The following is a 13,150-nucleotide window of genomic DNA, read 5'->3' on the forward strand; positions in this document are numbered from 1 at the left end:
CATCCTTTAAGATTGTTGCTCTGCCATTGCCGGAGCAACGGCTGGTGGCGGGTTGAGCGCAGCTAAAACTTGATCGCGTGGGCCGTAATAGCGCAAGGTGCCCTCATTCATCACTAGTAATAAATCGACCACGGCCAGCACATGGGTGCGGTGGGTAATCAGTACGATGGTGGCACCGGCTTCTTTGGCCTTGATGATGCCTTGCACCAAGGCGCGCTCGCCCAGCTCGTCCAGATTGGCGTTGGGTTCGTCCAGCACAATCAGGCTAGGGTTGCCGTAGAGGGCGCGGGCTAGGCCGATGCGCTGGCGTTGGCCGCCAGATAATCCTGAGCCGCCTTCACCAATCGCGGTGTCGTAGCCTTTGGGCAGGCGCAAAATCATTTCGTGTACATCGGCCATTTGCGCTGCAGCGACGACCTTTTCGCTGTCTATTTCGCCAAAGCGGGCGATGTTTTCGGCGATGGTGCCGGAAAACAACTCAACATCTTGTGGCAGATAGCCCATATGCGGGCCAAGTTCGGCTTTATTCCAAGTGTAAACATCCACGCCATCTAGTCGCACTTTGCCCATAACAGTTGGCCAAATCCCAACAATTAAGCGGGCTAAGGATGATTTACCGCTGGCGCTTGGTCCGACTATGCCTAAAATCTGCCCAGCAGCCATGCCAAAATTCATACCATTGATTACCATATTTTGCGTGCCGGGGATCATGGCCGATACGTTATCAACTAAAAGCTGGCCGCTAGGGCGGGGCAGGCTCATGCCTACAGGGCGAGCAGGGAAGGTGGCGATCAGCTCTTGCAAGCGCGAGTAAGCCGAGCGCACGCTAATAAATTGTTTCCAAGTACCAATCGCTAATTCAATTGGCGCTAAGGCGCGGCCCATTAAAATAGAGCCGGCTATCATCGCGCCAGGCGTGGTAGAGCCTTCAATCACCAGCAAGGCCCCCGCGCCTAAAATCAAAGATTGCAAACTAATACGGGTGAATTTGGTAATCGCTGAAATACCACCGGCTTTATCGCTGGCTTCACCTTGCAAGGCGAGGAATTTACCGTGGTGTTTATACCAGCGCTGCATTAATCCATCGAGCATGCCCATCGCTTCAATGACTTCGGCGTTGCGTAAATTATTATTAGCAAAGCGAGTGGCTAAATTGGAGTGGGTGCCTGCTTCGGCTATGGGTTTTTTGCTGACTAATTCGGTGATATAGGCAAGCCCTGTCAAAAGCACCGCACCCACTACGGCTAGCCAGCCCAATAAAGAGCCGAGCATAAATAATACGGCTAAATAAATAGGAGCCCAAGGCGCATCAAAAAATGCAAATAAACCTTGGCCGGTTAAAAATTGGCGAATATTATTTAAATCAGCCAATGCTAGCCCCGCATCACTATTACCTGCTCTTAAATTACGCTCAAAAGCAGCGGTAAATACTCGCGCATTGAGTTGTGAATCTAATTTGCTACTGATCCGCACCAATAGCCTTGAGCGCACCATTTCTAATAAAGACATTAAGGCATACAAGCCCAGCGTAATGACCGTAATCATCACTAAAGTGGTTTCATTTCTGCTGGCTAATACTCGGTCGTAAACTTGCAGCATATAAATGGAAGGAACCAGCATCAGCAAATTAATAAAGAAACTAAATAACCCTGCTACCCAAAAATGCTGGCGTAAGCTATGTAATACAATCGCCAGTTCAGAGCGGGGCTGCATTTGCTTTTTCATGTTATTTCCTTTTAAAAAAGGTTACATATTTTCTGTATTAGTTTGGGGGGATTCTAGGGTCAGTAAATACTCTGGCCATTCGTCCTGAGCGTTGGATTGCGCTACTTCATCTAAATTTAAAAAAATAAAATTAAGCAAATAATGGGAATGGCTATTGATAAGGATAATTTCTCTTAAACGTTGCGAGCTAAAACTGCCAATCACCTCTGGGGGGAGTTGCAATTGAAAGCGCAATCGCCCCTCTAGCGTAAACATCGACAAAATATTGTCTTTAATACTTAAGGTATGGCGGTCGAAATAAACGGGGGCAGAGGGCAAGAAAAACAATTTAGGCAAGGGCGATTCTGCGGGTAGATTCTTCCATTTGCTGAGAGGGTGCTCATACAAAGTGCGATAAGCTCGGCAAACGGCATAAATGGCATTACACGCCATTTGCGCGCCTAAATTAGGCAGCTGCTCACGCAATGCTCGGTAAGCTAAATGATGTAAGGTAACGCGGTGCCAGCAGCGGTGCTCCTGCGCAATGGGGGCTACTAAATTACAACCATTACAAAACTCAGCCTGTAGCGCCTGTAGCCTTTGCTGCTGCAGATCCGTTGTTAAAAGAGGGATGGAGTATGTGATGGGCATAATCATCACTCTAGGAAAGATTTCTCCTATATGAAATGCCTATATGAAGTTTTTGCCTACGTTTGTCGGATTGATGAATGGCGGATGTAAGATCTACTAAGGCAAAGGCCGCAGGTGTGGTCGAAGGGAGGATGTAACCCAATCCTATCAACTTAGCTAAATATCATGTCGTTGCCACGCAATGACAAACATTGAATCATCGTAGGGCGAGTGCAACTCGATAGGCGCTAACCAAATTGTTTTTCATTAGCAAACAGCGAAAAAGCATAACAACCACGCTCTTTGCATGGGGCTTAAAGTCCCCTTGAAACACGCCGGAGCGAGGAACAAGCGGGGCGGGGTTTCGGCAAGGGAGCGAGGCAGCGAGCCAATCCCGCCTGCCGCCGACTCGATTGTCCGCAGCGCAGGGGATTTCGTGTTTCGTGGGGCGGCCTTCTTTGGCTTCGTTTCTTGGCCGTTCAAGAAAGGAAGGCCCCTGCGGTGGCTAACCGCCCCAAAATCAACGTGCCGAAGGCACTAAAAAGATCTTTTTGACTGTGGTTAGCGCATATGGGGTGCAACCCGCCGTTTTCAGTGTTTCAGCAAAGCTCGGCGAGTTTCACCTGCCCTACGAAAAACATTTCGCTTAAGTTGATAGGATTAGGATGTAAGCCGCCGAGTTTTGGCTCGATAGGCATAGGCTGAAATAGATGCACATGGATCGCTTTTATCATGCATACGGGGTGAAGTCTGGCTGATTGTTACTGGTTTGTTTGGGTTTGTAGATAAAGCTCCACAAATTATCGATGATGCTTGTGCTGTCAATTTCTTTCGTTAAAATATCTTTTGCTTAATTTGTTTGTATGTAATGACGTTTTAGACATGGATGGGCATATGGTCAAAAAAACGGATTTTATCTTGGGCTGCCTATTGGGATTGCTCATTGCCCTTTATTTTTATGGCTTAAAAATAATCGACCCACATAATGTGCAGTGGATCTTAAAAGGGGGGGATTCTTATCAGCATTTTATTGGCTGGGCCTTTTTTAAAAATGATATCTGGCGCTGGCCTTTAGGGCTAAATCCTCATTTTGGTAGTGAAATTGGCGGGTCAATTGTTTTTACTGATTCTATTCCCTTATTATCTATTGTTTTAAAATTTTTATTGCCACCATTGAGTGCTCCTGTTCAATTTTTGGGCTTGGCTGTTATGATTAACTATATGCTGACAGGCGGCGTGCTGGTATTGATTTTAAAAAAATTAATGAGTAGCACCTTTGTTAGTTTAATAATTGCTTTGCTGTTGGTTTCTTCTACCGTTATGACGATCCGTGGTATTGGCGGGCATGGTCATGAATCGCTTACCGCACATTGGACTTTTTTATATGCAATGTATTTGTTATTAGATGGTGGTTTAAAAGGAAGCCACTTTCCTTATTTTAAATGGGCAGCATTATTGGTTTTGACTGTGTTGATTCATTTTTATTTATTTGTTTTGTGCGCCCCTTTTTTTGTAGCTGCGCATATTCAGTATTTTATCCATAGCAAACAATTAAAATGGCAGCAGCTGCTAAAGCAATTGCTGTCCATTATTTTAACGATGAGTGTGGTGCTGGGGCTAATGTATGCGGTTGGTTATTTTGTATTGCCGATTAAATCGAGCTTAACTTCGGAATATGGTTCTTATCCCGCCTCATTACTTACATTTATTAACCCTGCATCGTCTGCTTGGTTTTTGAATATGGAATCTAGTAAGTCCTTATCAGGCTTTTTTTCCGGTTTTTCTTCGGCAATTGCTGGGCAGTACGAGGGGCAGGCTTATTTGGGGTTAGGCTTGATTGTTCTGCTTAATATTACTTTTTTTAGCTTGTTGATACGCAGAGTCTCTTTGCTCTGGGCTTTACCAATGGCGGGGGTTTGTTTCTTGTTGTCATTAATTGCTTTAAGCAATCATGTTTCACTTTACGATCAGTTTTTGATTTATGACATTCCACCACAAATGGCGGCCTGGTTGGGCATGGTGCGCGCAAGTGGGCGGCTTATCTGGCCGATGTTTTACTTATTGGTGATTTTAGCTGGGTTTATTTTATCTAAAAATTTTTCTACTCGAAGCCAAGTCGGTATTCTACTTTTAGTTGCTATTTTGCAAATAGGTGATTTATCTGCTTGGCACCGCAGCTTGCGGGCAAGAAATCATGATTATTCTAATGTTCATATTGATCATTTAAAGAGTAATCAAGCATTTAAAACCATGATTAGTCATGCAAAAAGTATTGTGCTGCTTCCTGCTGATTATGTGGATGATTATCAAGCTTATTCATGGGAGGCTTTACGTGCAGGTATTCCGATTAATACCGGCTATTACGCAAGGAATCCTTCACCTGAGTTTTTTGCCAAAATTAATGTCCCACAGTTGGAAAAAATAAAACGCTGCGATTTAAACCCCAGCGTTTTATATATACTGCGCCGCTTTGAGGCAAAGGCCTGCCCTGGCCAAGATGTATTGCATACGCAATATAAAGATACGCTGTGGATGATTAAAACAGGGAGCTAGTTGTAGGGCAGGTGAAACCCGCGAGCGATGCTGGAAAGTACGCGGGTTTCATTGGGGCGGGGTTTTCTTGGTTTACACCAACACCACATCAAATATTTCTTGGTTGTAGGCGCTTTCTACCTGCAAATAGATGGGTTTTTGGATGAAATCGGCCAGCTGGGCAAGGTTGGCGGATTCTTCGTCTAGGAACATATCGATCACGCTTTGTGAGGCGAGGATGCGATATTCTTTGGCGCTAAATTGCCGCTCCTCACGTAGGATTTCTCGCAGGATTTCGTAGCAGATGGTCTGCGCTGTTTTGATTTCGCCGCGTCCTTGGCAGGTGGGACAAGTTTGGCAGAGCACATGGGCTAGCGATTCGCGGGTGCGTTTGCGGGTGATTTCAACGAGGCCTAGGCTGGTAAATGGGCTGATGGTTACCTTGGTTCTATCACGGCTCATGGCTTTTTTTAGCTCGTCCATCACGGCGAGTTTGTGGCCTTCGTTATCCATATCAATAAAATCGACAATAATAATGCCGCCCAGATTACGTAAGCGCAGCTGGCGGGCGATCACTTGGGTTGCTTCAAGATTGGTTTTAAAAATGGTGTCGTCAAATGAGCGCGTACCCACAAAGCCGCCGGTATTCACATCCACCGTGGTCATGGCTTCGGTTTGATCGATGATTAAATAGCCACCAAATTTTAGATCGACTCGGCGCACCATGGCGTGCTCGATTTCTGCTTCTACGGCGAATAATTCAAATAGCGGCCTATCGCCTGAATAGTGTTTTACTCTGGGTAAAACATCAGAAACAAAGGAGGCTGCAAACTCGCTCATTTTGGCGAAGTTTTCGCGTGAATCTACGAGAACTTCTTCGGTTTCGGTGTTAACCATATCGCGCAGTACGCGTAATTGCAGGGATAAGTCTTGAAATAACAGTGATCTGGCGGGCAAAGTGACTGATTTTTGCTGGATATCGGCCCAGATTTTATCGAGATAATTGATGTCAGCTGTGAGCTCCTCATCCGTGGCATGCTCGGCTGAGGTGCGGATAATATAACCCTGATGCGCGGATTGGCTGAGTAGTGATTCAAGCCGTTTGCGTAGCTGATTGCGTTCGCCATCTTTGTCGATACGTTGGCTAATGCCGATGTGTTTTTCTTGTGGTAGAAACACCAAAAAGCGCCCAGCAATACTGATTTGGGTAGAGAGCCGAGCGCCCTTTGTGCCGATGGGGTCTTTGGCTACTTGCACGAGTACTGGCTGGCCTTCGTGCACGATGCGCTCGATACGCTGCGGCTCATTGGGGTTTTGGCGCTGCTCGATCACATCGGCAATATGCAAAAAAGCGGCACGCTCTAAACCGATTTCAATAAAGGCGCTTTGCATACCAGGCAAGACGCGTTTCACCACGCCCAAATAAATATTTCCCACCAAGCCACAGTGAGCGGATCGCTCAATATGAATATCTTGAACCACACCATCTTCAACGGTGGCCACGCGGGTTTCTTGTGGGGTGATGTTGATGAGGATTTGCTCTTTCATTGGGAGTCTCGGTTTTTATTTATTTGAGTATCGGCATGGGATTTGCGTGTGTTTTATAGCTTTTCGTCTTCGGTATTGCTGCTCCGTGCTTCGCTACGTGGAAAAAAACCGTCGTTTGCAAAGTGGTCATTACACCTTAAGTTTTTTTCTTTAGTAAAGGTAAGCACATATTCATTAACTCATCCCAAACCTCGCCTTTGGCCACGCCCTTATTCATTTGATCGATAAGGGCGGCTTGGGCAAGGGCGGCTTTGAGCTGGGCGGCTTTGACTCGGGCAAGTGCGGGCTCGACTAACTTTTGTTTTTCGCCCCAGATACGTAACTCTTTAAATAATTGTGCAGACGGCGTGCCGCGCTGTTTACCCAGCCCTAGCCGGTATAGGGTACGGATTTCTTCCGCTAGCGACCATAGTACCAAATGCGGTGCCTCGCCTTCGGCGCGCAGGCCTGCCAACATGCGGGCAAAGCGGGTGGCGTCTCCTGTTAAGAGCGCCGCACCAAGCTGAAATACATCGTAGCGTGCCACATTGGCCACCGAGGTTTGCAGGTCTTCAAGGCTGATTTCACCTGCTGGATGCAGCAGGGCGAGTTTTTGTATTTCTTGAAACGCCGCCAGTAAATTGCCCTCAACTCGATCGGCTAAAAATTGCAGTGCTTCGGGGGCGAGTTTTTGCTGCTGGCGGGCTAAGCGCTGGGCTATCCATTCGGGTAGCTGGCGGTGCTCAATGTTCTTGGCTTCAAGTACCTCGCCTTTGGCAGATAGCGCTTGAAACCATTTGCTGTTTTGGCCGGTTTTATCTAGTTTTGGGCTGGTGACAATGGTGATGGTGTCGGGCGGTAAATTACTGCAATAGGCTTCAATGGCTTTGCCACCATCGGTGCCTGGCTTGCCAGTGAGGATGCGTAGCTCGATTATTTTTTTGTCGGAAAAAAGCGAAAACGAATTGCCCTGCATTTCGAGTGAAGACCAAGCAAAGCCTGTTTCCACCGTGAGCACTTCACGCTCGATGTAGCCTGTTTTTTTGGCGGCATCTCTGATTTGCTGCACGGCCTCTAGCAGCAGCAGGCTTTCGTCCCCGTGCAGGGTATAGAGTGCGGATAGCCCCTTGCTGAGCTGGCGCGGCAAGTCGTCAGGACGCATCTTTTATCCTCAGTGCGTATGGGTCAGGGAACATTCTGTACTTTAGCGAGCGCACTGATCCGGCGCAGGATTTGCTGGGCTGCATCTTGTTGCATATCGGCAATCAGTAAAGAGGCTTCGGCATCTTTACCTAGGCTATTGTTCTCGTCGTAGCTGTAATCACGGTTGAGCTGTAATTTGCCATTTTCAAGTAGCTGGCGCTCACCCGCTTGTACGCTATAGGTAATGCGATAGAACAAGCGATATTCGCTAACGCGGCCCGCGTTATTTACGGTAAGCACTTTTTGTTCGGTACTTTCATTGATGACGTTAATCACAACGGCAGGCTTATTTGCGCTGAGCATTACGCCAGGTAAAGAAGCTAAGCTTTGCTTTAGCTGCAGTGCTACGGCGCTATCGCCTAATACACTGGCCGTGGCGTATGGAAAGGTGCCTGGGCCTGTGCCGCGCAAGTGAAAGCCGCATGCGCTAATAAAGCAGATTAATATCAGAGAGCTGAAAGCTTTTAGCATTTTTCTCGCCAGTTTAAAGAGGTAGGGCGGGTTAGGCCGCAGACCGTAACCCGCCATAGAGTATGGGGTTTACACCACAATACTCACTAAACGCCCTGGCACTACGATGATTTTCTTCGGTGTGCCGGTTACAAACTTCTGTACGTGCTCATGCGCCAGCGCAAGTGCTTCGATCTCTTCTTTAGGCAGATCTTTAGCAACTAAAATACTGCCGCGCAGCTTGCCGTTTACCTGAATCATCAGCTCAACTTCATCTTGCACCATGGCGGTTTTATCTGCTACTGGCCAGCTTTGTTTCTGCAGCACGGAGCTAGGCACCAGCTCGCTCCAGATGGATTCGCAAATATGCGGCACGATAGGCGAGAGCATAATCACGGCGGCTTCTAGTACTTCTTGCGCCAGTGTGCGGCCTGTTTCATCGGCCAGCTGGCCCTTAACGGCCATGGCGGAGTAAGTATTGAGCAGCTCCATAATCGCAGCAATCACGGTATTAAATTGCTGACGGCGGCTGTAGTCGTCGCTCACTTTAGCAATGGCGGTGTGCAGGGCAAAGCGTAAGGCTTTTTGCTCCTTAGAGAGCTCCCCGCTGACAAACTTCGCTACAACGCCGCCACTGATATGGTCGTAAGAGAGTTTCCACAGGCGTTTTAAGAAGCGATGCGCGCCTTCTGCACCGGCATCCGACCATTCCAAAGATTGCTCTGGCGGGGAGGCGAACATCATAAACAGGCGGGCAGTATCTGCACCAAACTGCTCGATCAGCTCTTGCGGATCAACGCCGTTGTTTTTAGATTTAGACATTTTCTCAACGCCCGCCACCATCACCGGCAAGCCATCAGCCTTGCTGGTAGCCGAAATCATTTTGCCCTTGGCATCGCGCTCGATTTCTACATCGGCAAAATTAATCCAGTCTTTACCGCCGTTATCCATATCGCGGTAGAAGGTTTCGCACACCACCATGCCTTGCGTGAGCAGCTTTTTAAATGGCTCATCGCCAGAAACCAAGCCTTCATCACGCATCAGCTTGTGGAAGAAACGCGCATATAAAAGATGCAGAATGGCGTGTTCAATCCCGCCAATATATTGATCAACCGGCAGCCAGTGGTCTGATGCAGCCTTGTCTACTAGGCCGGTTTCGCATTTTGGCGAAGCATATCGAGCGTAATACCATGAGGATTCGACAAAAGTATCCATTGTGTCGGTTTCGCGCTTGGCTGCGGCTCCGCACTTAGGGCAGGTGGTTTCATAGAAGCTTGGCATGCGCGCTAAAGGCGAGCCTGCGCCGTCTGGAATCACATCGGTTGGCAGTACAACGGGTAGGTCTTGCTCTGGCACCGGAACATCACCACAAGCTTTGCAGTGAATGATAGGAATTGGGCAGCCCCAGTAGCGTTGACGGCTGATACCCCAGTCGCGCAGGCGGTATTGCGTTTTGGGTGCGCCCGCATTTTGTAGGGATAATTTTGCGGCCATAGCATCGTAGGCTTGTTCAAAATTCAGGCCATCAAATTCGGCAGAATTAAATAATACGCCGTGCTCGCCGTAAGCGTCTTGCCAAGGCGCGGCCACATCACGCCCTGCTGAGGTTTCAATCACGGCGGTAATGGGTAGATTGTATTTGTGGGCAAAGGCAAAATCGCGCTCGTCATGAGCAGGCACGGCCATTACTGCGCCAGTGCCGTAATTCATCAGTACATAGTTGGCAACCCACACCGGCAGTAAATCGCCTGTCAGTGGATGGCGTACTTTATGACCGGAATCCATGCCTTTCTTTTCCATGGTGGCCATATCGGCTTCAGCCACAGAGCCGCTTTTGCATTCGGCAATAAAGGCTTGTAAGTCAGCATTGCCCACGGCTGCGGATGTTGCTAGTGGGTGCTCGGCAGCAACGGCCACATACGTCGCACCCATCAGGGTATCGGGGCGTGTGGTGTAAACGGTGAGCGAATCGATATCGTTTGATGCGGCAGCCAGCGGGAAGGTCACATCCATACCGCGTGATTTACCAATCCAATTGCGTTGCATGGTTTTAACTTGCTCAGGCCAGCCATCAAGCTGATCCAAGTCTTGCAGTAATTGCTCGGCGTAATCGGTGATCTTGAAGTAGTACATCGGGATTTCGCGCTTTTCAACCACCGCGCCAGAGCGCCAGCCGCGGCCATCCACCACTTGCTCATTGGCCAGTACGGTTTGATCAACCGGATCCCAGTTTACCGAGCCATTCTTTTTATAAATCACGCCTTTTTCAAATAGGCGAGTAAATAGCCATTGTTCCCAGCGATAGTAATCTGGCTTACAAGTGGCGATTTCACGATTCCAATCCACAGCCAAGCCCAGCGATTTAAGCTGGGTCTTCATATATTCGATATTGGAGTCAGTCCAAATGGCGGGCGCGACGTTATTTTTCATCGCGGCGTTTTCGGCAGGTAAGCCAAACGCATCCCAGCCCATAGGCTGCATCACATTAAATCCATTCAAAGCATGGAAGCGTGAGAGTACATCGCCTATGGTGTAGTTACGCACATGGCCCATGTGTAGCTTGCCACTTGGGTAAGGGAACATGGATAGACAATAGTATTTAGGCTGACCGGCCTTTTCGATGGCCGCAAAAACCTGATTTTTTTCCCACTGCTGCTGGGCTGCAGCTTCGATGGTAGACGGTGTATAGAGCTCGATCATGCCTAAGAATCCAGTTGTACTTTCACAAAGCCGATGATTATATCCCGAATGTTTGTATTTCGGGCTTCATAAGGATGTTGATATGCGCTTAGCTATAATATTTGGCTTACTCCTTAGCTCTTTTGCTTATGCACAGCCTGCTAGAGTGGAATCGGTGCAATTGCCTGCATGGTTAGAGCGGGCGGGGCAGAAAAAACCCTTGGCTCCCGATATGTTGTTGTTATCGGCGGATAAAATCATGACAGGTGCAGGAGCCAGAGTTTATTTACAGCTACCTGAAGGCAGTCGAGTAAAGCTTGGTGAGAATGTAAACATGCAAGTCGATCAGATCAATGAGGCGGATGGCAAGAATGGCAGTGTATTTAAGGCCGCGCTCAAAATGGTGACGGGCGCATTTAGATTTACCACCAATGCCTTAAGTAAAACGGCGGAGCGCGAAGTGAATGTGAGTGTTTCTACCGTGACTGCGGGGATTCGCGGTACGGATTTATGGGGCAAGGCGGACGTGGATAAAAACGTGGTTTGCTTGCTGGAAGGAAAAATAGCGGTAGGGGCAGAGGGCTATCCGCAGGTGGAGTTAAATGAGCCTTTAAGCTTTTACGTGGCGCCACTGCAAGGCGAGCCCTTGCCTGTGGGCGCGGTAGACCCAGAAAAACTTAAGTTGTGGTCAGCCGAAACAGAAATAGAGGGGCAAAAAGGGGCGCTTATTGAAAAAGGTGGCTGGCGGATTGTGTGGGGTAAATACGCCAAGTTGGATCAGGCTTTGGCTTTGTTTGATAACCTGCAAGTGGCGGGTTATCCAGTAAAAATAAGGAGCCAAGGCAAGCAGCACCATGTGCTACTGATGGGTTTGGCCACTCAGGTGGATGCGCAGGCGGTAGTGAGCAAAGTGCACGCAACGCTGGCAACGCCGCTGGCTCAGATTAGTCACTGATTAGATATACGGATGTGGTTTATTAAGGGCACGAGCCTGTAAATCTTTCTGCGTAAAGCGCTCTAATTCCAGCAGCGTTTGCTCTTGCGTGGCGAACTGGTAAATCCGTTTCAAATCCGCAGTAACGGCTTGGTAATCCTTTCTGGACACATATCTTAAGCTGTTGCGCACCCTGTCGATGCAAAGCTGAGCCCGCGTGTGCGGCAATTCAACCGTAATCGCATCGGGGAAGCCTTTTAACCCGTCGACACACGCAATCAAAATATCCTGCACACCGCGTGTTTTTAGCACCGTCAGCACAGAGAGCCAAAATTTAGCGCCTTCATTTTCGGACATCTATAAACCCAACAATTCCTTGTGCCCGTCCCTATTCACGCCCAAAGCTAAGTAAATAGCTTTGTTGATCACGCGTAAATTGTCACGAATTTTAATCACGATGCAGTCGAGGTAAACGATGGGGTAAATGGCATCCAGAGGGCGCGACTGCCATTGGGCGATTTGCTCTAGTACGCGATCGGTGACGCGGGAAATCAAGGTGGCCGACACGTCTATATCGACCATTTCCTTGAATGCCGCCACAATTTCGCGCGTGCTCAGTCCTTTGGCGTACAGCGTGAGAATTTGATCATCCATTTGCGTCAGGCGGGTTTGACCCTTCTTAAGGAGTTGCGGTTCAAATGAGCCATCGCGGTCACGCGGCGTATGGATGTTCACCTCGCCATGCTGGCTGTTAAGGTGCTTTGGCGTACTGCCATTGCGCGAATTGCCACGTTCACCCACCGTGTTGGCGTGTTTCTCGTAGCCGAGATGATCGGTTAATTCCGCATTCAGAGCGGTTTCGACGGTGAGTTTGAGTAGCTCACGCGAGAGCGCATTTAAATCCGCTTCAGTTTTGATATCTTTAGCGAGTTCAGCGGCAAGAGCCTGTCATTTTTGACGACCCATTGTGGTGCCTGATATGAATTTTCTCTGGAAAGAGATTAATCGGCCAGGGCATTTACACAATTTTAGTTACAGGCTCACGCCGTAGTGGTGGCATAAATCTGTTTGGGAAAATGGGAAAATCATCCTGCTTTGGATTTATGCAATAGAACTGTCGAAAAGTCTTTTTTCAGACTCACAACTTTGTTGTCTATAAAATTTGGCTAACATGCGATGTGCCTACCTGCATGAAATTACAGTAGGTAATTACGAAACGTGTTAATAAATTTTGTGGTGATGTCATAAAAACCAAGACTACCAACAGTATGCTGATTCAGGGTGATAGCTGTACGGAGGCGACTTACGAACCAAATGGTTTCAATCCTGAAAAGGAAGTAAATCATTTTTCTTATACCTCTAGCCGTGTGTCGAAGCGCGTTTGTAACGGGTATGAGCCCACCGCTAATACGGACTTCTCTGTATTCGGTTATTACGCGGATTGGGCTCAATACGATGACCGCTTGGACAACCTATTGGCATCTAATAGTG

The 13,150-nt window shown here is 48.1% G+C and carries 8 protein-coding genes and 1 pseudogene; 2 read left to right on the top strand and 7 right to left on the bottom strand.

What is annotated here, in order from left to right:
• Positions 1-6: 6 nt before the first annotated feature.
• Positions 7-1,725, bottom strand: coding sequence for a type I secretion system permease/ATPase (locus tag C1H71_RS11085; RefSeq protein WP_130106600.1), 1,719 nt, complete (start codon positions 1,723-1,725; stop codon positions 7-9).
• A 21-nt stretch (positions 1,726-1,746) separates the two neighbouring features.
• On the bottom strand, positions 1,747-2,355 hold the full coding sequence (locus C1H71_RS11090; RefSeq protein WP_130106601.1) for a hypothetical protein: 609 nt from the start codon (positions 2,353-2,355) through the stop codon (positions 1,747-1,749).
• Positions 2,356-3,228: 873 nt separating this feature from the next.
• On the opposite strand from C1H71_RS11090, the gene C1H71_RS11095 reads away from it, so the two are divergent.
• Positions 3,229-4,887, top strand: a complete 1,659-nt coding sequence (locus C1H71_RS11095; protein ID WP_130106602.1) for a DUF6311 domain-containing protein — start codon at positions 3,229-3,231, stop codon at positions 4,885-4,887.
• A gap of 72 nt (positions 4,888-4,959) precedes the next feature.
• Here the strand turns inward: C1H71_RS11095 and rng are convergent, their stop codons facing one another.
• The 4 genes from rng to leuS all read right to left on the bottom strand — a co-directional run bounded on the left by rng (position 4,960) and on the right by leuS (position 10,746).
• Positions 4,960-6,414, bottom strand: coding sequence for a ribonuclease G (gene rng / locus C1H71_RS11100; protein WP_130106603.1), 1,455 nt, complete (start codon positions 6,412-6,414; stop codon positions 4,960-4,962).
• 136 nt (positions 6,415-6,550) lie between these two features.
• Positions 6,551-7,555, bottom strand: a complete 1,005-nt coding sequence (holA, locus tag C1H71_RS11105) for a DNA polymerase III subunit delta (protein ID WP_130106604.1) — start codon at positions 7,553-7,555, stop codon at positions 6,551-6,553.
• 23 nt (positions 7,556-7,578) lie between these two features.
• Positions 7,579-8,067, bottom strand: coding sequence for an LPS-assembly lipoprotein LptE (locus C1H71_RS11110; RefSeq protein WP_188053210.1), 489 nt, complete (start codon positions 8,065-8,067; stop codon positions 7,579-7,581).
• 69 nt (positions 8,068-8,136) lie between these two features.
• Positions 8,137-10,746, bottom strand: coding sequence for a leucine--tRNA ligase (gene leuS / locus C1H71_RS11115; protein ID WP_130106606.1), 2,610 nt, complete (start codon positions 10,744-10,746; stop codon positions 8,137-8,139).
• 82 nt (positions 10,747-10,828) lie between these two features.
• Between leuS and C1H71_RS11120 the strand changes: the two genes are divergently transcribed.
• Positions 10,829-11,680: a FecR family protein gene (locus C1H71_RS11120; RefSeq protein ID WP_130106607.1), complete on the top strand. Its 852-nt coding sequence runs from the start codon at positions 10,829-10,831 to the stop codon at positions 11,678-11,680.
• A gap of 54 nt (positions 11,681-11,734) precedes the next feature.
• Here the strand turns inward: C1H71_RS11120 and C1H71_RS21450 are convergent.
• Positions 11,735-12,607, bottom strand: a pseudogene (locus C1H71_RS21450) (IS256 family transposase); the annotation flags it as partial.
• Positions 12,608-13,150 lie beyond the last annotated feature (543 nt).

The organism is Iodobacter fluviatilis, assembly GCF_004194535.1.
GTDB lineage: Bacteria > Pseudomonadota > Gammaproteobacteria > Burkholderiales > Chitinibacteraceae > Iodobacter > Iodobacter fluviatilis_A.

Bases quoted from the DNA above. Each gene is read 5' to 3' on its own strand.
- rng (WP_130106603.1), bottom strand. From the start codon at position 6,414: ATGAAAGAGCAAATCCTCATCAACATCACCCCACAAGAAACCCGCGTG.
- C1H71_RS11095 (WP_130106602.1), top strand. From the start codon at position 3,229: ATGGTCAAAAAAACGGATTTTATCTTGGGCTGCCTATTGGGATTGCTC.
- C1H71_RS11085 (WP_130106600.1), bottom strand. From the start codon at position 1,725: ATGAAAAAGCAAATGCAGCCCCGCTCTGAACTGGCGATTGTATTACAT.
- leuS (WP_130106606.1), bottom strand. From the start codon at position 10,746: ATGATCGAGCTCTATACACCGTCTACCATCGAAGCTGCAGCCCAGCAG.
- C1H71_RS11110 (WP_188053210.1), bottom strand. From the start codon at position 8,067: ATGCTAAAAGCTTTCAGCTCTCTGATATTAATCTGCTTTATTAGCGCA.
- C1H71_RS11120 (WP_130106607.1), top strand. From the start codon at position 10,829: ATGCGCTTAGCTATAATATTTGGCTTACTCCTTAGCTCTTTTGCTTAT.
- holA (WP_130106604.1), bottom strand. From the start codon at position 7,555: ATGCGTCCTGACGACTTGCCGCGCCAGCTCAGCAAGGGGCTATCCGCA.
- C1H71_RS11090 (WP_130106601.1), bottom strand. From the start codon at position 2,355: ATGCCCATCACATACTCCATCCCTCTTTTAACAACGGATCTGCAGCAG.